Here is a 25,134-nt window from a genome sequence, read left to right as displayed (position 1 = left end):
CATCAGGAGCAAGCTCCTAATGATTCGCTCGACTTGCATGTATTAGGCACGCCGCCAGCGTTCGTCCTGAGCCAGGATCAAACTCTCCAAGAAAGTTGATATAGCTCATAAATTTTACGTTGGCTTCGTTTCGTAAGAAACGAATGTTTTATTGTTGACGTTTTGTTTGTTTAGTTTTCAAAGAACAATTTTGCTTGTCATCTGTTGAAGCGACGTTTAATATAATATCACATTTCAATATAAGTCACAACCGTTAATTATTTCCAGTTTAATTTAGAAATAAAATAGTTAGCCTTTCAAGCAACTTTATTATCATACCACCAATAATGTGAATACATCAATGGTAACATTCATCCAATTTCAAAAACTATTAATGACGAGTTAACTTATATTGCTCACAAGCGAGCTTGTATATAGTATCAACTATCCCAGAAAACATCAATAGAAATTTATTCCATCCCTATTAACACATAAGTCAGCAAAGAATACAAAAGGAAGTATAGAAAAAACGCTAAACTCAAATAAGTTTAGCGTTTTGGATAAACTATGTAATAGCCCACACAATTCCACTAGTTATGGCTGCTGCGTTCCCGCCCTGACCCGTTCGTAGTTTCGTTGTTGGACTATGACTCCGCAGGTAGGACTCGAACCTACAATAGCCAATAAGCTCTTCCACTGAGCTTACTGCGGAAAATTACAATAACGATATGATGCTAATGAAATGGCTGTAAGCCAGGTTTTGTACTTCCGTACTCCAATCGGCAGCAAGCCTTGTACAGGAAGCAGTAGTCATCTATCTATCGACCGCTTGGCCAATTCATCCGTTAGGTTCATTTGCCGCAGGATGATGCCCCTACCTAAATTTGGGTTGCTCGCTCGTGGGGTTTACCCGTTCCACCTTTTCCGTTTCCAGAAAATCATCGTCACTGTGGCACTTTCAGGCTACTCTCAGCATATCCCGCAGGACTTAGCATGATTTTACCGCCGTCAGCCAATACTACGATTGACTGCCCACCTTTGCAGATGGCACGAACACTACAGGCATCTCAGCACTGTGCGAGCCTGGACTTTCCTCAGCTCCAGAAAAGGAGCCGCGACTACTCACCATTTCATTTTTTCGTCGTCATCAAGTACAGTTAATACTATACCAGGATTAGAAGAATAATTCTTTAGGAGATTCATTCCAATATTTCCAATGATGTTTGATCATGTTTGTGCCACATTAATCAATCTTACATCTCTGAATTATTATCATTTCCTTTGCAGATAAGGTTAGCTTACAATCTTTTTTAGTAAAAAATCGATTTTACTTAGAAGTTGTTCTTTAACCATATCATCCAAAACCATTTCTTCCATGGTCTCTCTCATTGTTCCAAACCAGGCTTCTGCTCTATCTGGAGCGATTTGGAAAGGATGTCTGTCTTTAACTTGGGCTACTTGATTTGTCTGTTGCTCAGAGTTTCCTTCGGATATAAGGCGATTGATGAATATTCTTTGGCGATTTTTCAGCCATTCGATATCTACCTTTCTTTCGGTAAACATTGAAACATAATAGGGTTCCTTTAATAGTTTCTCATAGAAGCCGTCGACCAATTCATTTACCTTCTCCTGTGTTAATTCAATGGCCATAATGATTTTCCCTCTTTCTGCAAGCAGTTTATACTATTATTATAGTGTAAACCACTTTGCAAGATTGTGATTTATATCACTATAAGCATCTCTGCTTTTATGAGAATTGGCTCATAACTATGTTTACAGTTATAATAACATTGGGTAATGAATATATTAAAAAGACCAAAAATACGGCCTTGTCACTATATAGCTTTTTTCTTCAACTAGCCTCTTTCTACTGCCAAGTATCTCCTTCTAGCAGCGACAAAAAACTTCCTTTTTTATTTTCTATTGAAAATCAAGATCTAAACAATCGCGGCTTATTAATGATGAAAGAGGAAAAAGGTGAAAGGAGTGGTGTATCATTGATTATTCGTGAGCAAGCAGATCGTTTTATTATGATCAAACAGCATGACCATGCCATTATTTCTGGTCACTTAGCCCAGTCTTGGAAAAGTGAATTTTTTGAAGGAGTCAATCTGAAAAATGAAGTAGTTTTAGCCATTAATGAACATGACCGCGGATGGATTGAGGCGGATTCCCAACCTATATGGAATTGCGAACAGGACCAACCATACTCGTTCACCAATTACCCTATTGAGCAAAAGACAGCGATTTATAAACAAGGAATTGATGAAGTAGAAAGAATGAGCAAATATGCTAGTCTTCTTTGCAGTTTGCATTATGTATCGTTCCTGCAAAATGATACACATCTCTCGGCAAAGCAATTTGTGGCTGTTGAAAGAAACAGACTTCAAAACCTGTTTAAGGTGTTAGGAATAAAAGGAAACAGGGAACTTGAAAACCTGTTTATGTATCACCTTAAGATCTTAAAGTTTTGTGATAATCTTTCTCTTTATGTCTGTTTAAATGAACCGGGAGTCAAAAAAGCAAACGAGCACTCCTTTTTTCGATATGGATTTCCTGAAACCTTCTCTTTTGCGAATAACCAGCCAATCCAAGCATATTGGACGGGTCGGGAAAATGTCTCTCTTTCCGTTTCACCATTTTCTCAAGTAATACAGGTGAATTTACCGTATAAGGAAGTAAAAAAGGAAGACATCATGTTAAACGGTATAATGAAGGCTTATTTAGATACTTCTGAAAATATAAAGACAATAACTTTTTCTTCCCTATAATGGAGTCCTTTATTAATGGTAGCAAGCGATTTCCTCGGATTTTTTCAAATGACGGATTCTAGTGAAGGTTATCGAGTGAAAGAAAAAAAGGGGAAATTAATTGTGTGAGGAGCTCTAGAAAAGGCTTTTTATAAACTAGATTGTTTTCCCCTTTTTCTTAGCATCTGCATCCAATCCTGCTCCGATTGCGATACCGATTCCCATTCCGATTGGTATGCCTAAAGCAATATTATTAAATATAGTTAAACCAAGTGCGCAACCTATACTTATCCCAAACGACATGTAAATGGAAAGATAATATCCCTCTGGCAGCAGTTTATGCTTTTTGTGGAGGTGAGAAGTTATCCCTTTAATCAGTTGGTTATGATGATTATAGTCTGTATATTCTAGCCGATCTTTTTTTGATTCAAGTTGTATCAAATGGTCCTTCAATTCAGACAATTGTTGCTGACATTCCATACAATTTGGGGAAAAGTTATTCAACTTTTCAGCAACGCGTTCACATTTATTTAGGTTATACTTCTGTAAGATTGCTTTATCTAAGGTACCTTGAAGCTTTCTTAAAAGCGATTTTACAAACGCCAATTGATCTTCCAAAACGCCACCTCCAAAATCAGGAAATACTTTACTACTTCATACGTGTGAACGATGAAAATGTTTCGTTTTATGAAACTATATAGCAAAGTGGCCCATTCAAAAAGAGAAAATCAACCTGATATCTTTACTGTTGAATCATTTGTATAGGATTGCTGCTATTTTTACATTCATCGACCATCAGAAGAAGTGTAAACAGATTGCCTATTTTAACGACCGAACCCTTGTAAAAATTGCTATAACGGTAGCTAATAGAATTTTATTAACACCAAACTCTCGGAAAAATTACGAGAACGGTAGGCAATATCTTTTGTGGAGCAGAACTCTGGTCAGTTCGATTTCCCCCTAATAGGTTAACGAGTATCAGAAGAGACACTTTATTAGTATTTTTAATAAGGAAAACTACAATATCCACGAAAACAGCCTTATGGTTAAACAGTCACGGCATGTTTTTTAATATTATGCTTATTTTTGGCATTCAAAGCTCCTCGTAGTTAACATAATAAAGTTATTATAAACGAACTGGACAATTTTTTTATTTACTGTATTCAAATAAATGGCTGTCGAGGTTTACTCGGCAGCCATTTATATTCAATCATTATCTTTTATTTCACTTATTTAAACCTTCAATACAGCAGTTCTTCCATCTGTATTGAATACTTGAGCTAAGTAATCAACTGCCGTCAGGTACACCATACCGTTCCCTTCCAGCTTCGGTGAATGACCTAGAGGAACAGTTCGCTTGATTAATTGTGCATATATTTCGGGCTCTGTCAGCTTTCTTTCAAAGGCTTGATTCGAAATGGCCTTTATCAGGGCCAAAGCTCCGGATACATGTGGAGTTGCCATAGATGTTCCGCTAAGACTGGCATATTTTCCGTTAGGATAGGTTGATAGAATATTTTCACCAGGTGCAACGAGATCTACCTCATTGTTGGAATTGCTAAAATCCGATATTCGACGATTTAAATTAATGGCTCCCACACTTATAACTTCATTATACGAACCAGGATAACCTAATTCATTGGTTATATCTTGACCATCCCCTTCATTTCCAGCAGCACATACCACAAGAATATGTTGTTCAACCGCCTTTTGAATTGCTTCATGTAATTCGGGAACATCTTCAGGGCCACCGAGACTCATGGAAATAATGTCAACGTTTTGTTCAATGGCATAATAGATACCATTGATAATCCATTCATACTGACCGGAACCATTTTGATCGAGGACTTTTACAATTAACAAATTAGCCTATGGTGCAACACCCACTACTCCTCTTTTGTTTTCCGTTGCTGCGATCGTTCCAGCAACATGTGTCCCATGGCCATTATAATCCTGAAAAAGGTCTCGATTGCCTTTATTATCATTGGTAAAATTCCTTCCGCCAATAATTCGTTCCTTCAAATCAGGATGTGACAAATCACAGCCTGTATCTAGGATGGCAATGGTGGTTCCCTTTCCTTTCGTTTGTTTCCAGACTTTTGGGGCTTGGATTAAATCAACCCCCGCTGGCACTTCGGTTACTTCTTCAACCTCTGCATTCAATTGGTACGGAAACAAGCGCATTTTTCGCTCCATGTTTTTCCCTCCTACACAGATTTTTTTGAAGTCCCCTCTAGTTGTATTAATAGTTTAACAATTCTGAATCTATTAAAATAGATTCTTTTGGCGTATTTTGTTCTGATTCCCTCCTGATTTTTGTCATAAAAACCTTCTTTCTTTATCTATATATACGATAACAATCAAATAAGTAAGGTCCTATATTTATAAAACTGGGAACCTATTAATGTATGACAGATATTAAATCAACCATATGTTATATGAATGAACCCTACAAATTTTCCTCTTCCCACATCTTTTGAACCGTATGTGCAGCCAGCTTCGGCTGTCGGTCACGGGTAAACAATCCTTTTCGATTCAGAATGACACGTTTGGCATTTTGACTGGTTTTAAAATCAGAAAGCACCCAAATGTGTGCACCCATGGTGTATGATTTGGAGCGGATGATCTTATAATAGCGCATGATGAGTTCTGCTTGATATTCCTCCGAGAACAATTCCGGTGGGTCCATATGCATACCAGCAACCGCATCGGCTCCAAACTCTGTGACCATAACCGGTTTTCCAAAAAGCTCAAAGCACCGATCCAGTTGAGCATTCAAGATTTCACATGCCTCATCTAATAATCCAGGTTGCGTATACCAACCATAGTATCGATTGAGGCAAACAAAATCGAAATGCTTCAGCGCGACATCCCCTTCCACCTCCAAACAGTTTACAATCGTAATCGGACGAAACTGATCCAAGGCTTTCGCATGATCATATAAGGCTTTATAAAATCCATCAGCTGCTGGAACAAAAGTATTCCCTTCATTCGCCAAGCTCCAGGCAATAATGCTAGGATGATTCTTATCGCGGTGAATCATTTCTGTAATTACACGCTTCGCTTTTTCCTGTATGGGGCTGTTATAATGACTTTCCACAAACCCAACGAATGGCGTTTCTCCAATCACCAGGATACCATTTTCATCGGCATAGTTAAGAAATTCCTCACTATACGGATAATGCGAAGTACGTAGAGAATTGCCCCCTAACCATTGTAATAGATTCATATCCTTAACAATCACCGCGGGATGCATCCCTTTGCCTAACACGGCAAAATCCTCATGTAATCCAACGCCTCGTAAAAATACAGGCTCTCCATTAAGCAGCAAATTTCCGTCCTCCAAACGAATCGTCCGAATACCGATTTTTAATCTGTACTCCTCTACTTGGACAGTGTCCTGCAATAACTCTACCAACAATTGATAGAGGTGAGGCTGATCAACGGACCAAAAACATGCATCCGGAACGGTTAATCTCCCCGAAACGGAGACCTCATCCACCATGTCAAACTGCGCAGCCGCCTGATCAATCCGAACCGAAAGCAATCCGGTAAATGGCTGATTCAATGTAACCGTAAAATCCACTATGCCGTCAGTGCCAACAATATCTGTTACAACTGTTATATCTTCAATGTGTGTCTGTGGGACTACCACCAAACGAACTGGACGATTGATTCCCCCATATGGAAAAAAATCATAATAGTTTCGTGGGAATTGTCCCTTAAAACCATTTTTTTGAATGATTTGTTCGTGTTCAACCTCACCGGCAGGCAGGCTGTCAGGCTTTATGCGTACATCAACGGCAATTGTCACCCGGTTCGGGCCATTCCAATCAATGAAATTTGTTACATCAAACTGAAAGGGAAGATGGCCGCCTTCATGCTCACCTACCAACTTTCCATTAAACCAAACATAAGAATAATAGTTTGCTGCTCCAATCCTTAAAAAAATGCGCTGACCCTTGAATACACCAGGGATTACCACTGCCTTCTCGTACCATCCTGTCCCAAAGTAATGAACCAAGTCCTGATTCTGTTCATTCCAACTTGCAGGAACCGCAATATCTCGCTCGCTTGGGATCCCCTGCACCTGCCATCCCTTTTCCTGCCCTTCATTCTTTTCATCCTTGGCAAATCTCCAAAAACCGTCCAATGAGATTTCACTGCGGTGATGATTCGTTTGTGGATACAACATAATTCCCTTTTCCCCCTAAAAAAAGAAAGGAACTGACTCTGGATATACACAAGTCAGTTCTTCTTTACGTTATTTTTTGTTTGTTTCAATAATCTTGTTTGCTTCATCTACCATCCATTGTTTTGCTTCCTTGACCGAGATGCCGTCAAGCATATACTTCGTGAAACCTGCCTCAAGAACATCCTTCTTAAGCTCGTTGCCATAAGAAATGGCGATGTCCGAAGTATAGGCTCCTTTTACTTTGTCGTTAAATAAAGTGTTTAATAGTGAATCTACATCATAATATTTTTCTTTGCCAGCCACCATTTTGTTGATGGTCGCTTTCCCGTCAACTTTTGTCCATGAAGATAAACCTCTTGTTTGGGAACCTTCACCCGTTACATATTTCAAGAACTTATAGGCCGCTTCTTTGTGCTTCGAGTTCTTTGCAACCGCCGAGAATTCACCGGCAATGTTGGTTGTTCCAATTGGTGAATCTTTACTCATGCGCGGCATTGGCGCAAAGGCCGTTTTGAAATCATGAGGATATTTCTCAATGTTTCCAACGTCTGCCACTGTCCAGCTAGCGGTCATTAACATACTTGCCTTTTCATTAAAGAATTCCGTACGATAGTTTAGCTCCGACCCAATGACATCAGAGTAAGGCTTAATGGCGCCTGCTTTTTCTAAATTCCTTCTGAAATCAAACCAGTAGTCAAAGGATTTATCATTAAAGATCGATGTTTTTTCGTCTTTCATATAAGGATGCGCTTTCTCCGTAAACAACATTGGGTTCGCATATTCACCCCAAGTATGGAAGTAAACACCATACCGCTTATCTTTGCCTTCTCCTTTTGTCAGCTTCTTGGCATATTCTGCAAAATCATCCCAAGTCCAGCCTTCTTTCGGTACAGACAGCCCTGCTTCATCCAAATCGTCCTTGTTCAGCAAGATATACCAGTAGTTGGTCAAGTGTGGTAACGCATACACTTTCCCTTTATAGGACGCGTTAATTAGATAATCTTTCTTAATGTCAATACCATCTTTCTTGAAATATCCATCCAATGGCTCGAACATACCGTTAGCCGCTCTTAATACAGCTTGGTCTACATTCGGAATCGAAACGACATCGACTTGCTCACCAGCAGACATGAGCACGTCCATACGAGTCATATTATCAACCGCACTACCACCTGGAATTAATACCTCAGATTTCACCTTGATATTTGGATTTTCTTTTTCAAAGTCGGCAATAATTTGGTTGATGGCTGTTTGGTCAGCATCCCAGTTGAAATACTTGATCTCGACGACTTCGTCTTCCTTCTTTTCATCCTTTTTCTTGTCACTTGAACCTGAACTTTCCTTCGCTCCTCCAGAACAAGCTGATAGCAGCAATAGTAGGAAACATAGTGAAATAACTATCAAGCGATTTTTCTTCATCGTTTGAAACCCCTTTCATCTCTTTGTTTTTTTATATCATTGCACTTATATCTTAGCTTACAGAAAACGAAAACGATGTGTAAGATTTTTCTTTAGTTGTGTACTATTTTTACTTACCCTTTGACGCCGCCTAAGGAAATTCCGGCAATAACTTGCCGCTGCAGAATGACAAAAACGATCAAAAGCGGCAGGATGGCCGATAAGGATGCCATCATCATAACGGCATAGTTTTCGCTGTACTCGGTTCTGAAATATTGCATACCTAATGTTATCGGATACAGCTTCTCATTATATAGGAAGATTAGAGGATTTTGATAATCATTCCATACCCATATAAATTTAATAATCCCTACTGTCGCCAAAATCGGTTTACACAGTGGAAGCATGATTTTCCAATAAATTTTAAAATAACCGGCGCCGTCAATTTTCGCTGCTTCGATATATTCATCACTGATTCCGACCATATATTGGCGCATAAGGAACGTGAAATAGATAGAAAACATTGACATTAAGATAAGACCTTCATGGGTATTAAATAGGCCGAACCATTTGATCATGATATAACGCGGCACTAGAGTAGCCTGCTCAGGAATCATGAGGAACGCCAATAATAATCCAAACAATACGCCTCTCCCAGGAAACCGGAGCTTAGAAAAAGCATACGCTGACATCGAAGATACAATCAGTGTAACCAATGTTGTAATCGATGCTAGTTTCAAAGAGTTAAAATAAAACCGGCCAAATGGAACATCACTCATCCATACTGCTTTAAAGTTTTCCACGAGATTCCATCTTTTCGGAATCCATTCAATCGGGAACACCATGACATCGCTTTCAAACTTTGCCGAAGTAGAAAGCATCCAAATTAACGGGATCAGGAACAAGATAGAAAGAATCCCTAAAAGGACCGTTATAATAATATTAGAAGTATTTTTCCGAACTGGCACCTTCAACTTGTACATAAAAAACCTCCTCCTCTACTCTGCCTTCCGACCTTGAATTTTCCACATAATAATGGTCAGCACGGCTACAATGATGAAAAGCACCCAAGAAATGGCAGATGCATAACCCATCCTGAAGTTTTTAAAGCCCTCTTCGTAAATATAGTACACGAGTACATTAGAGGCATGGTTAGGTCCGCCTTCCGTTAAAAATGCGACCAGATCAAACACTTTAAAGGACGAAATCATTAACGTAATGGCTAAGAAGAAGGTTGTTGGACTTAACAGCGGAACTGTAATCTTAATGAATTTTTGCCAAAAGTTCGCTCCGTCAATTTCTGCTGCCTCATACACCTCTATGGATATCGTGCTTAAACCGGAAATATAAATGATGACAATATACCCGACAACGTGCCAAATTCCGATGATAATGATGGCAGCCATGACACTGTCTGTACTTCCCAGCCATTTAGGCGGATCTGCCATTCCAATATTTTTCAAAAATTGGTTGATAGGACCAAGAGATGGGTGGAATAACGCTGCCCAAATGGCCGCTACCGCTACCTGGGTTGAAATATAAGGGATAAAAAAGGCAACTTTGAAAAAATCCTTCGCATACGCTTTAGAATGAATCACCACTGCCAAGATCAACGCCAGTACCATCCCCACTGGTACCGTGAATAACGTATACAAGAGATTGTTTTTTAAAGCTAATAGGAAGCTTTCATCACTAGCCAATCGGACAAAGTTATCAAACCCGATGAACTTAATGGCATCCAGACCCCCGATAAAATTCCACTCCGTGAAGGATAGAAATAATGTAAAACCCAGCGGAAATACTCCCATCAGGCAAATTCCTAACACCTCCGGCAAAACAAACAGGATCCCGGCAGCGCTTTCTTTTCGCCGCTCATTCCAGAAAACTTTTTTACTGCTGGCTGGGGTAACGCTGGCCATTTCACTTTCAGCTTTATAGTTGACTTCCACTCTGTTAGCCTCCTTTTCTTACTATTATCTTATCTACGAGACCCATTATAGGATTTTTAATTGCTCTAAACAGCTTATTATTTTTACTTGTTTCTGTGGGAAAGGTAAAAATTTTGCACACTTTTCAAAAAAACGAACTAACGAAGATAAAATAGATAGATTATAATTGGTTTAGTTAACAAATTAATGGAGGTTAGACATGTACAAAGTAATGCTCGTTGATGATGATGTGCCCATGCTGAGATATCTAGAAAATCTGATCGACTGGGAGGGGCTTGGTGTTAAAATAGTGGCTTCCACCTTCTCTAGTGTGAAAGCGTTAACGTTATTTGAAGAGTATCATCCTGATATTGTCATTACCGACATTGGCATCCCGCAAATCGATGGGTTGGAGCTGGCGTTTCGGTTAAAGGAAATGGACCCGGCAACAAGAATCATATTATTAACCTGCCATGAGGATTTTTACTACGCTAAACGTGCCATCCAAATCGCAGTAGACGATTATTTGATCAAGGACGAACTCGAAGCCGGCCAATTAAAAGTCAGTATCTTAAAGTCAATAGATTATCTGAAGGAATCAATCGACTTCCAAGAAGCAAGAAGCTATCAAGCTACCATTCACAACAACAAAGACCTTCTCAAGCAGTCTTTTTTGAAAGCGCTGACAGATGAGGAATCCAATGAAAAGATCCTTCAGTTTAGTCAAAGTCTGGGGATTAACTGGAAACATCCTGATTTTATCGTTTGTACCTCATCAATGGATAACACTCCTTGTTCAAGGGACAAGCTAGAGAATCAAGCATCAGAATGGCATCACCAATTGTTTGCCATTGCTGAAGATCTGGCAAAGAATAAACCTGAATACACCGTTTTACAAGATAGCGATCTCAATTTGGTTATCATTTATAATTTCAAAAAAAGCTTTATCACGAATGTATTTGAACCGCTACAGCAATATCTTACTAGTATTCATAACGAAGCCAAGAAATCGTTACAGGTCGAGGTTCACTTTTTTTATCATACTAGATGTGATAAAGCTTCCTTGGGGAGCAGGATCAAAGCGCTGAATCAATTGAAATTTTCCAGTTTCTATTTGGACAAACTTCCAATTTTCCAAGAAGTTCAATCGAAACGGCCTTCGTTTCATTTTGTGGAGGACAGTCTGCTGGCTCCCTTTCTGAAGGGATTAAGGGAAGGAGTTCAAAATGTCAATCAGGAAGAAGTCCAAAAGGTGTTGGTGGATTTGGAGAAAACAGCCAGAACCCTGCTGTTGGAGCCGAATCAGTTAAAGGACAAATGCCTGAACATCCTTGGACAGGTGGTTCACGCCAACTCTTCGTTTATCCATTTTGACTTAGCTGTAAGAAATAGCACGACCATCAAGCAAATGATTGCCTTATTCCAATTGCGGATTCTTATCTGCCTGGAAGAACTGGAAAATGCAAAGCAACAGCACCACCTCAGAAGCCCTAAATTAAAAGAGATTGACCAATACATCATCGAGCATATGTCCGAAAACATGACGTCGATTATTATGGCCAATCATCTTCATTTAAATCCCAGCTATTTTTCAAGATATTTCAAGCAATTGACCGGTGAAAATTTTACCGATTATGTGCACCGTTATAAAATGCGCATAGCCGTCAATATGCTATTGGAAAGAGATGAAACGATTGAGGTGATTACCTCTAGTCTTGGATACTCAGACCGCACATATTTTTCGAAGATTTTTAAAAAATACACCGGCAAGAGCCCAGGCGAATATAAAAGAACATCACAGGAAAAACAATTATTAAAATTTGGGGATGTGTAGGCAAAAGCACATCCCTTTTTCTTCGTTGACCTTCGCATCTAAATAGGCTTTCGAACCGTACGTCAGTTTTAAACGCTGGGCGATATTCACGAGTCCTACCCGCTTATAAGAAGAAACATCTTCATCATCCATCTGTTGAAACAGACGATTGAGGTGCTGGCACTTTTCGTCGGGCATCCCGATGCCGTTATCGGAAATCTCTATTTGAACATTCGAATCCGTTTCATAGACATATATGGAAATGACTGAGTTTGGCTCACGATCGACAAAACCATGGACAATACTATTTTCGATTATAGGCTGGATTAGTAATCTAGGAATCTGGAATTCTTCGAGCTCCTTTTGAATATCAATTTTCGCTGCAATATCGGTTCCGTTCCTCATATTCATAATTTCTAAATAATCATAGATTAATTGGCATTCTTTCAAAAGCGTATTGGGGACATTTACGCGCATATACGACCTCAATAAGCTAATCAATGAATCGATTTTCTTACTATGAAAAGCATCACCCGACAGGCTTAGATTACATTTAATCGAATTTAATGTATTCATTAAAAAATGGGGATGGATTTGCGCCGATAAACTTTGAAGTTCTAAAAGTTTTTTCGCTTCCTGCTCCTCTTTCATCCGCTGGATCAAATCCTTTATTTGATCCAGCATATGATTAAAGGCATGGCCAATAATCGCAATCTCATCCTTCCCTTTTACATGAAAGCGAACCGAAAGATTGCCGTGGGCAAATTCCCTGACGATCTTTTCAAACTTTCGCAGCGGTTTGATTAGACTTTTAGACATCACAATCGCCAAAAGGAAAAACACAAGAATCAGCGAAACAATTAAGCTGACAAACAAAAAGAACGTCTTGGTTATTGATCCGGTAATTTCCGCCTGGGACATTTCCGAAACAAGCGTCCAGTTGGCGCGGCTGATGGTCTGTTCAAACCTCAAAATATGCTTATTTTTAAAACTATTCGTCTGATAATAGGCGATTCTTTTTCCATCTTGGTCTTCCAGACTAAGCCGCCCCATTTCAATACTTTTGAACACATTGGCAAAATAAGAATGGGGAATCCGAATCACCAGGGTACCTAAGTATTCACCACTCCCTTGGTGACGAATCACCCTGGCGAAAAAGTAATCATTTTCACCACTCTTCTCGGTTTCGATGACACCCAACGATTGAATCGTGCGGGTATTGGACATGTCCACGCGGCTATCAATTTTTCTCCAATATTGACTTAGTTGCTCAAGCTTTCCATATTCCGAGGCATGGATAATAAAACCCTTGGGGTTGACGAAAAAGATTTTTGACTGGGCCCCAACCATCTTCGTTTCTAGCAGACTTAAAAAGTCCTTTATTTGGAGAACGCTCTCATTCTCTTGAAACGATGTTATTTTCTTCGTTTCTACCAAACTAGTCAATTTTTCCTGTGTATTGATATCGCGGGACATCAAAACGGTTGAAAAAGTAATGTCGTCAATCGTATTCGTTACATCATTCCGAATCGTATTCATCACCTGTTGGTTGGACGTGGTAATCCGCTCTGTCACGTCATGTCTAATTATGTAATACGTGATAATCGAACAAATCGTAAACGGAAGGATAATCAAGAATAAAAGTGAAAATTGGATACGTTGATAGAAAGATAAATTATTTTTCAGCTTCAATCCTATCCCTCCTGATTCGACAAATATACTCTTATTATACTGAATATGTCTGCGAATTGCCGCCACCATTTTTTTCGCTTTGCTTTGCTTCAATTTTCATGAACACTTTAAAAGAGACTTTCATGATCAAGACAGCATTGACGCTGATTCCAAAGAACAATGCGAGAATGGGAACGAACTGGAAAATCACAAATGAAATACTAACGACCATTAGGTTTAGAAATGCATAATGGGGGTACGATAGCCCAATCACAAGAGTATTTTTGAAAACCGCAAACAGGCTCACCTGAAAATGGGCGAACACAGGTAGGATGAATGCCACGATGATGGAATAGACTAACAACATACTATAAAAGAAGATTTTAAAGATGAGATTCCATTGCTCCGGCATTACACCCAGGCTTTGATGGTATATAAACAGGATTCCCCCTGCCAAGGATAACAACAAACCTAGCAGATTTGATTGGATGAAATTGATTCGGTAACTTTCCCAGTACGCTCTGAATACTGAAACCTCATCAAGATCTTTAAACCATTTTCGCGAAACTTCAAATGCGGCAGCGGTAGCCGGCATAACACCAAGGATAATTCCACCCAATAATGTGAACAGGATCCATAGGACATTCACATAAATCAGCCTAAATATCCATTCGCTTACCCGATAAAAGCCCCCCATTAAACCAGTCTGTTCCATTCTTCATACTCCTTTCATGCCCGAATTTTATATGTAATTATAAACCTTATCCGATTTTTACCTATGCACGATTTTTACTTTCAAGGTAAAAATATGACACACCAAGCAAAGAACCAAGCTAGGTCCGCTTGGTTCTTTTTTCTTAAAAGATATGCCGGTTCCGGCCATCCAACTTGGCGATCGCTTCTATGAAGAAATAATCCCCATAAATCAAGGATACGTCGATAAAATTGCCTTTCGGCTTATTTCCTGTCCCATGTAAAAGAATCCCTTGGTGTTCCGGAATATTCCAAGTCGCATAGTTTTCCGAAAGTGATTGGAGGATTTTGTTGGCGGCCGCTAAATAGATGCGCTTTTCGTTGGCTGGAACATGGTCAGCGATTTCCATTAACCCAGACGCGGCAATGGCTGCTGCTGAACTGTCCCTTGGTTCCAGTCCAAGACATTCGACTCGATGGTCCCAATAAGGAACATCATCATCAGGTAAACTGGTAATAAATTGATGTGCAATTTTCTTGGCTGCATCGAGGTACTTGTGGTCGCCTGTATACCGGTACATATTGGAAAATCCGTAAATGGCCCAGGCATTTCCCCGGCTCCAAGAAGAATCAGGTGCAAAACCCTGACCGCCCAACGCCTCAATAAATTCCCCAGTATCAGCATCAAAGGACAGTATGTGACAGGTCGACCCGTCCCCACGCACGCCATGTTGTAAAAAGGTATCGGCATGGCGGATGGCGATATGCTTAAACCGCGGATCCTCCGAGACACGGCTCGCCCAAAACAATAAGGAGAGATTCATCAGACAATCGACAATGACCCATCCAGGTGCTCGATCCCAGGATTTAATAAAATTCCCTTGCGGATTGAATCTCCCGGCCAAAAAATTCGCCGCCATTAAGCCAAGACGCTTGCTTTCTTCATCACCGGTAAGCTCGAAACGGTAAACAGATGATAATAAAAACTGAAAACCTACATCATGGTCAAATTCATTTGGGTGATGGAGGAAATATTGTTCCAATTTTTGATTACATTTTTCCGCTTTACTTTTATAGCCATCTTCACCTGTCCAATCATATAACGTCCACAATATTCCCGGCCAAAAACCCGAAGTCCACCAGCTGGGTTTGGTATCATCGAAGATTCCATCTTTCCCAGCTGCATGGGGCAGCCGGTCTTGGATTTGATTCATATTTTTAATGATTTTTTGCTGAATGAGTTCTTTTATCCCACTTTTTAACATGGTAATCCCCTCCACACCTTTCTTTTCGATATCTTAACCTAAAGGAATGATGAAGGCACTGAAGAATTATGACCCTTTCGTGCACTATTTTTACAATTCTTTAAATGAGGCGGCCATGCAAAATAGGACAGCCAATAATCCTTATTGGCTGCCCCTATTTTTTTTTCAATCGATTAATGCATTAACTGTCCGCCTATGATCACCCGTTACTTGCCTTAATATTCTCAAGAGCCTGACTCCCGAGCCTATCTTGCAGCTGTTGCAAATATAGACTGCGAGGTGCAACATGACGGCCTTCGGCTTCCCAGTAACCATCTTCCCGAATTAGGTTTCCTTCCGTCAGAAAATCGCCTGGCTTTCGGTTCCCGACCAGACCGATGGCATAGTTTTGCGCTGTCGGCGGGCTTTGGACGGCCAATTCTCCTGTATGGTTCCAAAAGACAAAGTTGGCGCCTGCCCAGCCATGCCCGGTACCATAATAAGAACGGTCCATGACATTCGCATTTCCTGTCACATTGTCAAACAACCCGCCCGCAGCCCAGCGTTGGTGGGGCTCACTGCGATTGTAGCCCTTGATATCGACTGAATCTAGAATCACATTCGGACCTGCCATTTGCCGGTCAAAAATAAACCCATGCCTTGCAGATTCAGAATATACCCGCTGGGTCAACGTTAGCTGACCGACGTAATTGAACGGGTAGCGTCGCGAACCCGTGATGATACTGACCATCTCTTTATTGGTGGCATCTTGAATTGTTACCCATTTTGACCATCTTCCCACATTGACTAAGCTTTTGGTCAAGTGCACCCCGGTTATATTTCTCACCCAGGCATTTTTGGTATATTCAAAGGTCAAAAACGTATCTGCTTTCTCTTCATCTGAATAGTAAACCTTGCCCTCGTATACGTCGGTGACGGTTGGGTCAAACTCTACATCTACTCGAAGGTTTTCAACACCTATTTGATTTAGGCGATCAGAATCATTCACTTTATAAACTTCTCCTCCGCCCCATACATGCTCAATCGCATTCGGAATCGGGGCGTCGAAGGTGATGGTATTTCCTTTTATCCCCGTAATCACCCGGTCAAAGTCTAAGTGGAATGGCTCCCATTGAACGGTATTTCCCCGATCAGGGATTTGGTCCATATTAATTTCATGAATCCATGCACTGTTTCCGTAACGTCGGATCATAATCGGATCACCGATTTTATAATGGGAGGCATTTTCGACATGGATGCTGCGGCTTCCTACTGGAACATACAAATCCGTCACAGTCGTTTTGGTTTTCTCCAATAAGGTTGGCTTGGCCGTCATATCTCCTACCTCTAAAATATTTCTCACTGTCTTTCCTGTTGCATAAAGGATGGTTCCGTCTTCACCTTCTCCACTGCCACGAAGGACGATCCCGCTTTTGTTGATCTTCAACGTCCCTCCGATTTCAAATGTTCCTTTTTGAAGAACAACTGCACCACGGAATCCGTTGGGCTGAAGCGGCATTGCGGATACAGCGTCAATCGCCCGTTGGATATGATCGGTGTTGTCGCCTTCAATTGGTTCAACCAATACCTTCGCTTCGACATCAGGTATTTTCACCCCTCCGCCCATATAACCGCTGTTGGAATAGTCCATGATCTGATTCCCCCTAAAATCGGAAGAATACTCCAGTTTTCCTTGTTCATTTAAAAATACCATTTTAGACTGGTCCTCAGGGAACTGCGTAGTGTCCATGACCCGGAAATGTAATGTGTCATAGACCCTGTTTCCTTTATCCAACTGGATTTCTAACTGAATTTCATATCTTCCTTCTTGGAGTGTCCCAGGAATGGAGAGGCTGTATTCTTCACCGCTTAAAAGTTGCAACAGTTTAAATTTATGGATAACCTGACCATCATCCTTGATAACAGAAGCTCTCAGTTTACCATTTTCATGGGCTGCAACCTTTACTTGTGGAAATTCTCCCCCAGGGGCTAGAATGGCAGGCAGACCAATTCTAGTCGGGATATCCTTATGCACCAAGGTGGTATCCACAATTCGGGCTTGAGGGTCATCCACAACCACAAACACTTGTGTGCTTTGTGTAATTCCTTCAGCAGTTGCCTGTGCCGTTAGTGTGGTTACTCCTCCGGCAACTGCCGTAATATTCCCGTTTTGGTCAACGGTTGCTACTTCAGGCCTGCTGCTGGTAAACTCGAGTACGGCATTTTGTTCAGCAAGGGTTCCTCCTTCATAAAAGGAGCCCACTAATGATAGCTGCTTGGTATCACCAATACTCATTGGTACATCCGCATCATCTTGATAATTGGTGATATCATCCTTCAAGTACACGTCTAATAGAGGGTTTTGAACCGGAGGAACCGGTGCTTCATCCGTTTCAAATAGTTCTAATTCATAGATTAATGGTGCCGAAGCTCGCTTTGCATTCAGATTAATCTTTAAATAACGTGCCTTTACTTTTTCAAACAGAGCGGTTTCCTTATCATCAATGATTAATCTGTTTTGATAAAAAGAGGTCCAGTTTTTCCCGTCATTTGATGAGAATAATTCATAATTGATAACGGCATCAGGATTGAAGATGAATTTAGCTTTATTAAACTGGAGTTCTCTGCCAAGATCAATCGTTAACCAATGCTGTTGATCGTCATTATAGTCCCCGCTTAAGGCTCTCCAAGCTGTACTTTCATCTCCGTCAACTGCATTAGAGGCAAAAGTCTGGCAGCTGTTACATTGTGAACTGGCAGTTGCAAATTTTTTATAAGCAAGATTTATTTGGGATTTGTCTGAATTCGGTCCAAACACATCCACCCATAAACGATAGGTTTGGGATACATTATTTTTGGTGACAGTGATATCAATGGCAGCGGTCCCCTCACCTTTAGCAGTGAGAACACCAAGGTGGTCCACCATGATAATCTCTGGTGCATTGGTGCTAAATGTTGCATCTGCTGTTACATCTAAGATGGTTCCATTCGCTAAAGTTCCGATCACATTGATTGATTTCGTCTGGCCAGGAAGCAGTGTCATTCCATCTGCCCCAACTTTTTCCCCGCCCGTTGATACCTCTAGGGATGTTAATGGACTGGATAATGGGTCCCCACTGATTGGACGGTTATAGACCTCAATTTCTGATAGGATATTTTCTCTTCCCGTTGCTGACTCAATAATTCCAAGGCTTACTTTTATATATCGCGCTTTCACTGTCTCAAATGTAATTTTCTCAGACGATGCTAAATCTTGACTTTTTACAGCTACTTCAACAGGAGTAGTGCCCGTACGATAGGTTATCTGATACGATTGAATATAAGGAATATTTAATCCCTTTAGGACAACTTCATTCACTTCGGTTATCTGACCCAAATCAATTTCAATCCAAGCATTATGGTCATCTATAACATCAGCATTGGTCGGTGCCCAGTAGTTAGAGTCATTACCATCGACAGCATTTTCAGCAGCTTTACCGCAACCTGAACAATCAGAACTTTCCTTTACGGTCTTCCCTAAAGCCAAATTAGGCGAACTCTCCTCAGCCAAGGTAGTCTCTATCACAGGAAAAAACAGAGAAACTACCAAACAGAAAACCATCAAAACCGATAAACTGCCTCGATTCCCAAATTTCATCTAGCCAACTCTCCTCTCAATATTATGGTGCAGTGATTTCCATGTAGATACTGCTTAAATCTATTTCTGCATAGCTGTTGTCAAAATCGTCTGTAGGTGTCATTTTTTCTCGAATAAAGACGAAGGTAACGTTTTTATCTCGGTATTTGTTTAGGAAAGGTGCGACGTCTACACCGGCGTATTTGTTTTCTTGGCTATAGGTCAAGGTACCAACCACGTGCGTATCTGGTGTCGGTTCCACTCTGCCATTATCGTCAATTTTTATCTCCGGCACCTTGCCATTTCCATGCCATTTCACGTTATTAACCGCATAAACATGAAGTTTGAAGTCTTGATCGCCGGAAGGATTTTGGCCTTTTACCCATAAAACAGCACGATTGGCGTTTTGATTCAAACGGGCGGTATTAAACTGTACATAACCAATTCCTTTATCCTGTTGGCGATGTTCAATCCTGACAATCGGATTTAAGCTTGATACCTTTTCTGGCTTATCCGTCTTAAATTTCAATTCTCCCTTAGGGATCGTAATCAACTTCACGCTTTGCGGACTGTGAGTCAGTTGAATACTTGACGGGTCCGTCACTTTTATTCGGTCCACTACTCCCCCGTTATGATGTTCACTCACTTCTTCAACGGTAATCACTGTGTCCTTACTCACATCTAATTCCGACAAATCTAAGCTGACATCGATATTGTTTTTGTGTGTGCTTACAGACCATATATAGTAATTCTGATCCTCTGCGTCATATGCGGTATAGACGTTGTAGGTTTTTTCTTCACTAGCCGTTGAAATTTCAGAAGCGAGCAGATCGTTGCTGTCCTTAAACGCTTTTGTAAATAAGCGGTACGTTTCACCGCCTTTACGGGAACCCATGATGTCGAGTGAGCCTCTTTTCGTGACATCTGTGCCAACGAAGTTTTCGACATCATAGTGGCCGCCTTTCGCCCCAATATAGGCTTGGGAGTCAGGGACCCCGCCTGATTTATCCGTGTTGCTGAATTTTTGCCCAATCATGCCCTTGATGCCTTCCTTCGCCATGGCACCATAAATGGCAGCAAGGTCTGAATAGACATAAGGGGTATCCATCGTTGCGTCAATTTGGGAATACATATTGGCCGTATGCCGTCCAAATTCGGTATAAACAATCGGAAGCGTTTCACCTTTCGGATGCTCTTGAGCCATCATCGCTTTCATATTTTGGATATCCTTTGTAAACGTTTCAGCCGTAACATTATATCGATGCTTGGCAAACACATCGAAAATGTTGTATTCAACTGTCCGGCCAGCATAATCAGTCCTAATCTTTTGCATGGGAATCCGTCCCCAGGCAGAGGTAGCATCTTGAGCAAGTACTGGTGCCGTAATTTCTGCCTTTAGTGATTTTCCGTAAATTCGGTTGACATCGGAAATCGCAGCTCTTGCGGCATCGGAAGTAACCTGCAAACCAAGAATGTAATTCTCCATTGTTACACCGTTGTCGGCAGGTCTCCAGTCAGGTTCATTTGCAAAGCTATAATTCTCCACGTCATAGTTTTTTGCCATCAAAAACACCATGGCATAATAACGCTGCCAGGATTCCCAGACAGACTTCCAATCTACTATATTTCCTTTGGTGACCGTATCATTAAAGAAAGAGGACAAAGAGGTTTGCGCATAAATCCTAATCTTCAGATCGTTCAAATCTTTTAACATTGGATCGAGTACAAAATTGTTCGTTTCCGTGTCAACAGTATTTTTGAAACGATAGTCCAGATTGTCCCACTTAATAAAATTGGAACCTTCCGGATTGGCTCTTAGTTGTGACTTTTTTGCTTCGAAGGCCGCTAAAGTGGTCACAGAATCATCCTGATTGACATCTTCAATGGAGGTGTAATTATTAGTACGCGTCCAGACACGCATGGCATTGATCCCTGAATATTCCACCCATTGCTTCGTATTTGTTCCAGGCATGTAATGCCCCTGAACCAAACCGACCAATTCAGGCGATTTGCCTGTCACTTGATTTTTCACCGTTACATGGACAGCGTATGGGTTAGGGATAGGTTCAGGTTCTTCATCCCGTTCCGGAGGGAGACCATAGGTCCCGGTGACAACATCCTGCTTTACTCCAAGTAATTTTAGACTAGTGGTGCCATCATCCGGTATCCCGAATATAAACGCTTTATTCAATGCAGCAGAATTGGCTGGATAGGTGGCAGAGCAGATGATATTTCCTTCAGGATCTTTAATGTCTAACGTCCTCGGACCTGCATTGTTCAGTCCATTCCAAGTGATGGTTTGAACTTGGAGTTCGTCTATTTTCCAAAATGTTGCGTATTCGCCAAGCGTCACTAAGTTATTGTCCTGCTTTGGCCAGAGGTAGGAAAAGCCTTTGGCCGGAATCGTGTGAGTTCCCAGTGGCCAATCATCGTCATCAGAGGAATAATCGGCCACATAACCGTCTAAATTAATATCTTGATTGGTAGTATTGTAGATTTCGATCATTTCATAAGCGTCACTTCTGTTTGCGCTATCTGTAAATGGGACAATTTTATTGATAATCAAGCTTGGTGCGGCTGGCGGCAGGCCAGCACTTCCAGGGACCACATCTTGTTTGGATCCAAGCAGAGTGAGCTTGTTGCTTCCATCCTCCGGAATACCAAAAATAAACGCTTTATTTCTAGCAAACTGGTTTTCTGGATAGGTCGCAGTGCTGATTACGTTTTTATCAGGATCCTGAATCGTCAATGTCCGCGGGCCAACATCGTTCATCCCCCCAAATGTCACTGCTTGTATGGTACTGCCTTCCTTCAGATGCCAAAATTCAGCGTACCCTTCAACGGTTACCGTGTTATTATCCTGCTTTGGCCACACATACATGAACCCCCCACCAGGAATCGTGTGGTCCCCTAATGACCATGGAGTGTCTGAACTAGAGAACGCTAAATTGTAGCCGCTTACATTAATTGCCGAAGCTGTGGGATTATGGATCTCCACCAGTTCATAGGCATCTGTTCTTCCTTCGTAGCTGTCGGTATCCACGACGACTTTGGTAATGATCAAGCTCAGTGGTTCACCTGCCGCCTTAACCATAGAGCCAAGGTTACAACTGCTGACTACCAGAAGCACCGCCATAAGTATTGTAAAAAAGCCTCGAACCATTTTGGTACCCATGTTTCTTCCTCCTCCTTTTTTTATTTGGTGATGGAAACAATTTCGGTTATCTTAAAACCGTCAAATATCCATTCTTTTTTACTCTAATAGCTGAAAACTTGAAAATCTGTGGTTTTTTTTGACTTCACTATGGAATATTTTTACACATTTTTTATTAGTTTAGGAAACTATGAATATATCCCTATTTAAAAACCAAATTTCTTATATGAAAAATAATTACATTTACCTAGAAAGGAATGGATGAACTTTTTAGAATAAACAACAAAAAAGGAAACCTGCACAATACGATTCATTTGTGCAAGTTTCCTTTTAAGCAGATTTGCGACCAAACTCTCGAGAAGATCGTAAGAACGGTAGTTAATAGTTTAATATTAACGACCGAACTCTCGGGAACAACGCGAGAACGGAGCTAATAGACTTTATTAGCGACCAAACTCTCGAGAACATCGCGAGAACGGTAGCTAATAGACTTTATTAACGACCGAACTCTTTGAAAAGCCACGAGACCAGTAGCAAATAGCTTTATGTGACAGAACTCAAGTCCGGTCGATTATACCCTAATTAGATAACGAGTATTAAAAGACGCACTCTATCCGTATTTCAATTCAGAAAACAACAATATCCACGAAAACAGCCTCACAAATTATTTATTACCTCTTTTAATTTTTGTAGTTCTTCCATTGTGAAAGTAATACCCTTCCCCATCTTTTCGTGGTTCTCTGACCAATCCCGAATATCATACTTCGGTTCTCGCCCATTCCAACTAATTAAGTTGAGCTCTTTTTTCCAACCTTTTGCAGATTCGGAAAGCACAGCAATCGTTTGATGAATTTCAAATTTAATCTCTGCCATCATCCTGCCTCCTAATTCAAATACCATTCATTATTTCCCAAAGTAAACCTATCCATACTTTCATAGAAATTGTGGCATGGTTAGATTATTACCCTACCAATATTTTGTTGTGTTTTGTTAAGTTTCGTTAAGTTTTGTTAGGTTTTTAACCGAATTGTCAGAATATTTATATGGATATTTATTGTATTCCTTTTTTTAAAATGTTACCATTTTTTTGTGAGCGCTAATACGCTTTACTCAATTTTTCCATCACGAAATACATAGATTACTATTTTGAGGAGGAATTTTATGAGTCAATTAACAGTTGGTTTAAGGGAAAAAGTAGAAAGGTTTTTAACTGGTAAGAAAAAGCTATTTATTAATGGTGAGTTTGTAGAGAGTCAATCACAAAAAACCTTCGATACTTACAACCCCGCAACTGGTGAAGTATTAGCTGCAGTTTACGAAGCTGGCCCTGAAGATATTGATCTTGCTGTAAAGGCGGCCCGCAAAGCATTTGATGAAGGACCATGGTCAAAAATGAGTGCCGCCCAGCGGAGCAGACTTATGTATAAACTTGCTGACTTAATGGAAGAAAACAGTGCAGAACTAGCGCAAATTGAGACTTTGGATAACGGCAAGCCAATCCGGGAAACAACCAATGCGGACATTCCACTGGCAGTCGAGCATATGCGCTACTATGCAGGCTGGTCTACCAAAATTGTTGGCCAAACCATTCCGGTGAATGGACCATTCTTAAACTATACTCGTCATGAAGCAGTGGGCGTCGTTGGCCAAATTATCCCTTGGAACTTCCCGCTGCTTATGGCAATGTGGAAACTCGGTGCTGCTCTAGCAACCGGGTGTACGGTTGTCCTGAAACCAGCGGAGCAAACTCCATTATCTGTACTCTACTTAGCTGAATTGATTCAGGAAGCAGGCTTCCCTGCAGGTGTGGTAAACATTGTTCCTGGTTTTGGCGAAACGGCTGGCCAGCCGTTGGTTGACCATCCATTAGTTAATAAAATTGCCTTTACCGGTTCCACTGAAGTTGGAAAGTTAATTATGGAAAGAGCCTCCAAAACTTTGAAACGCGTAACACTTGAACTTGGCGGTAAATCACCGAACATCATTCTTCCGGATGCTGATTTAACCAAAGCCATCCCGGGTGCGCTGAATGGTGTTATGTTCAACCAAGGACAGGTGTGCTGTGCCGGTTCACGCGTATTCATTCAAAAGAAACAATTCGATAATGTGGTAGCTGACATGGCCAGCCATGCGAGTAAAATTAAGCAAGGTGCCGGGATTCATGCAGATACAGAAATTGGACCGCTTGTTTCCATCGAGCAGCAGAACCGTGTACTAGGCTATATTGAAAAAGGAATAAATGAAGGGGCTCAGTTAGTTGTGGGCGGTACGAAGCCACAAGAAGAAGGTTATTTCGTCTCCCCTACTATTTTTGCGGATGTACGGGATGAAATGACGATTGCCAAGGAAGAAATCTTTGGTCCGGTTATTTCTGCTTTGCCATATGAGGATTTAGATGAATTAATTAATCGTGCTAACAATAGTGAATATGGTTTGGCATCTGGTGTCTGGACGCGCGATATAGCGAATGCCCACTATATTGCCAGTAAGCTCCGCGCTGGGACCGTTTGGGTGAACTGTTATAATGCATTTGACGCTGCTTCTCCGTTTGGTGGATTTAAACAATCCGGAATTGGACGGGAAATGGGATCTTATGCATTAAATAACTATACAGAAGTAAAGAGCGTTTGGGTCTCTTTAAAGTAGAAGATGTAATCCCTTTTAGAAGCGGCTTGTAATCCAGAGACCATCCA

The 25,134-nt window shown here is 40.9% G+C and carries 15 protein-coding genes, 1 tRNA gene, 1 rRNA gene, 2 other RNA genes and 1 pseudogene; 3 read left to right on the top strand and 17 right to left on the bottom strand.

Features of this window, described 5'->3' with window-relative positions; genetic code table 11:
* The 5 genes from BN2425_RS01110 to BN2425_RS01095 all read right to left on the bottom strand — a co-directional run.
* A 16S ribosomal RNA gene (locus tag BN2425_RS01110) occupies positions 1-93 on the bottom strand; the annotation flags it as partial.
* A gap of 452 nt (positions 94-545) precedes the next feature.
* Positions 546-630: signal recognition particle sRNA small type (gene ffs, locus BN2425_RS01105), an RNA gene on the bottom strand.
* Positions 630-691: transfer RNA gene (locus BN2425_RS22400), tRNA-OTHER, on the bottom strand. The genes ffs and BN2425_RS22400 overlap by 1 nt, the downstream gene beginning before the upstream one ends.
* A gap of 32 nt (positions 692-723) precedes the next feature.
* Positions 724-1,109, bottom strand: an RNA gene (gene rnpB, locus BN2425_RS01100) — RNase P RNA component class B.
* A gap of 163 nt (positions 1,110-1,272) precedes the next feature.
* Positions 1,273-1,629, bottom strand: a complete 357-nt coding sequence (locus BN2425_RS01095; protein WP_042454146.1) for a globin domain-containing protein — start codon at positions 1,627-1,629, stop codon at positions 1,273-1,275.
* Between the two features lie 347 nt (positions 1,630-1,976).
* On the opposite strand from BN2425_RS01095, the gene BN2425_RS01090 reads away from it, so the two are divergent.
* Positions 1,977-2,750, top strand: coding sequence for a DUF3891 family protein (locus BN2425_RS01090; RefSeq protein ID WP_042454155.1), 774 nt, complete (start codon positions 1,977-1,979; stop codon positions 2,748-2,750).
* A gap of 135 nt (positions 2,751-2,885) precedes the next feature.
* Here BN2425_RS01090 and BN2425_RS22905 read toward each other — a convergent pair whose 3' ends face one another.
* The 6 genes and pseudogenes from BN2425_RS22905 to BN2425_RS01060 form a co-directional block, all read right to left on the bottom strand.
* Positions 2,886-3,347, bottom strand: coding sequence for a hypothetical protein (locus BN2425_RS22905; protein ID WP_042454145.1), 462 nt, complete (start codon positions 3,345-3,347; stop codon positions 2,886-2,888).
* Between the two features lie 615 nt (positions 3,348-3,962).
* Positions 3,963-4,925, bottom strand: a pseudogene (locus BN2425_RS01080) (S8 family peptidase).
* Positions 4,926-5,178: 253 nt separating this feature from the next.
* A complete protein-coding gene (uidA, locus tag BN2425_RS01075) occupies positions 5,179-6,924 on the bottom strand; it encodes a beta-glucuronidase (RefSeq protein ID WP_042454144.1) in 1,746 nt (581 codons plus the stop codon).
* A gap of 69 nt (positions 6,925-6,993) precedes the next feature.
* Positions 6,994-8,343, bottom strand: coding sequence for an ABC transporter substrate-binding protein (locus BN2425_RS01070; RefSeq protein WP_042454142.1), 1,350 nt, complete (start codon positions 8,341-8,343; stop codon positions 6,994-6,996).
* 113 nt (positions 8,344-8,456) lie between these two features.
* Positions 8,457-9,305, bottom strand: coding sequence for a carbohydrate ABC transporter permease (locus BN2425_RS01065; RefSeq protein ID WP_042454139.1), 849 nt, complete (start codon positions 9,303-9,305; stop codon positions 8,457-8,459).
* A gap of 15 nt (positions 9,306-9,320) precedes the next feature.
* On the bottom strand, positions 9,321-10,241 hold the full coding sequence (locus tag BN2425_RS01060) for a carbohydrate ABC transporter permease (protein WP_042454153.1): 921 nt from the start codon (positions 10,239-10,241) through the stop codon (positions 9,321-9,323).
* A gap of 229 nt (positions 10,242-10,470) precedes the next feature.
* Here BN2425_RS01060 and BN2425_RS01055 point away from each other — a divergent pair, with 229 nt between their 5' ends.
* The gene (locus BN2425_RS01055; RefSeq protein WP_042454137.1) at positions 10,471-12,084 is read left to right on the top strand and encodes a response regulator transcription factor; all 1,614 of its coding nucleotides are present in this window, start codon (positions 10,471-10,473) and stop codon (positions 12,082-12,084) included.
* Here BN2425_RS01055 and BN2425_RS01050 read toward each other — a convergent pair.
* The 6 genes from BN2425_RS01050 to BN2425_RS01025 form a co-directional block, all read right to left on the bottom strand.
* Entirely contained in the window at positions 12,064-13,755 is a 1,692-nt protein-coding gene (locus BN2425_RS01050) for a cache domain-containing sensor histidine kinase (RefSeq protein WP_042454135.1), read from the bottom strand. The genes BN2425_RS01055 and BN2425_RS01050 overlap by 21 nt on opposite strands.
* Before the next feature lie 34 nt (positions 13,756-13,789).
* Positions 13,790-14,449: a YesL family protein gene (locus BN2425_RS01045; RefSeq protein ID WP_042454133.1), complete on the bottom strand. Its 660-nt coding sequence runs from the start codon at positions 14,447-14,449 to the stop codon at positions 13,790-13,792.
* Between the two features lie 142 nt (positions 14,450-14,591).
* Positions 14,592-15,692 (bottom strand): glycoside hydrolase family 88 protein, encoded by a 1,101-nt coding sequence (locus BN2425_RS01040; RefSeq protein ID WP_042454131.1) that lies wholly within the window; start codon positions 15,690-15,692, stop codon positions 14,592-14,594.
* A 199-nt stretch (positions 15,693-15,891) separates the two neighbouring features.
* Complete coding sequence (locus BN2425_RS01035; protein ID WP_052352735.1) at positions 15,892-19,308, bottom strand: discoidin domain-containing protein; 3,417 nt, start codon at positions 19,306-19,308, stop codon at positions 15,892-15,894.
* A gap of 22 nt (positions 19,309-19,330) precedes the next feature.
* Positions 19,331-22,462: a lamin tail domain-containing protein gene (locus tag BN2425_RS01030; RefSeq protein WP_042454128.1), complete on the bottom strand. Its 3,132-nt coding sequence runs from the start codon at positions 22,460-22,462 to the stop codon at positions 19,331-19,333.
* A gap of 636 nt (positions 22,463-23,098) precedes the next feature.
* A complete protein-coding gene (locus BN2425_RS01025) occupies positions 23,099-23,314 on the bottom strand; it encodes a YdbC family protein (protein ID WP_154663437.1) in 216 nt (71 codons plus the stop codon).
* A 288-nt stretch (positions 23,315-23,602) separates the two neighbouring features.
* On the opposite strand from BN2425_RS01025, the gene BN2425_RS01020 reads away from it, so the two are divergent.
* Positions 23,603-25,087 carry an aldehyde dehydrogenase family protein gene (locus BN2425_RS01020; protein ID WP_042454124.1) on the top strand — a complete coding sequence of 495 codons (1,485 nt, stop codon included), beginning with the start codon at positions 23,603-23,605 and terminating at the stop codon, positions 25,085-25,087.
* Positions 25,088-25,134 lie beyond the last annotated feature (47 nt).

Origin of the sequence: Neobacillus dielmonensis (assembly GCF_000612665.1) — a bacterium.
Lineage (GTDB): Bacteria > Bacillota > Bacilli > Bacillales > Cytobacillaceae > Neobacillus > Neobacillus dielmonensis.
The sequence above is the reverse complement of the archived record's forward strand: the minus strand, read 5'-3'. Positions and strand labels throughout refer to the sequence as shown.

Excerpts from the sequence above, each read along its gene's own strand:
- BN2425_RS01025 (WP_154663437.1), bottom strand. The coding sequence starts at position 23,314 with ATGGCAGAGATTAAATTTGAAATTCATCAAACGATTGCTGTGCTTTCC.
- BN2425_RS01040 (WP_042454131.1), bottom strand. The coding sequence starts at position 15,692 with ATGTTAAAAAGTGGGATAAAAGAACTCATTCAGCAAAAAATCATTAAA.
- uidA (WP_042454144.1), bottom strand. The coding sequence starts at position 6,924 with ATGTTGTATCCACAAACGAATCATCACCGCAGTGAAATCTCATTGGAC.
- BN2425_RS01055 (WP_042454137.1), top strand. The coding sequence starts at position 10,471 with ATGTACAAAGTAATGCTCGTTGATGATGATGTGCCCATGCTGAGATAT.
- BN2425_RS01030 (WP_042454128.1), bottom strand. The coding sequence starts at position 22,462 with ATGGGTACCAAAATGGTTCGAGGCTTTTTTACAATACTTATGGCGGTG.
- BN2425_RS01065 (WP_042454139.1), bottom strand. The coding sequence starts at position 9,305 with ATGTACAAGTTGAAGGTGCCAGTTCGGAAAAATACTTCTAATATTATT.
- BN2425_RS01020 (WP_042454124.1), top strand. The coding sequence starts at position 23,603 with ATGAGTCAATTAACAGTTGGTTTAAGGGAAAAAGTAGAAAGGTTTTTA.
- BN2425_RS01070 (WP_042454142.1), bottom strand. The coding sequence starts at position 8,343 with ATGAAGAAAAATCGCTTGATAGTTATTTCACTATGTTTCCTACTATTG.
- BN2425_RS01095 (WP_042454146.1), bottom strand. The coding sequence starts at position 1,629 with ATGGCCATTGAATTAACACAGGAGAAGGTAAATGAATTGGTCGACGGC.
- BN2425_RS01035 (WP_052352735.1), bottom strand. The coding sequence starts at position 19,308 with ATGAAATTTGGGAATCGAGGCAGTTTATCGGTTTTGATGGTTTTCTGT.
- BN2425_RS01045 (WP_042454133.1), bottom strand. The coding sequence starts at position 14,449 with ATGGAACAGACTGGTTTAATGGGGGGCTTTTATCGGGTAAGCGAATGG.
- BN2425_RS01060 (WP_042454153.1), bottom strand. The coding sequence starts at position 10,241 with ATGGCCAGCGTTACCCCAGCCAGCAGTAAAAAAGTTTTCTGGAATGAG.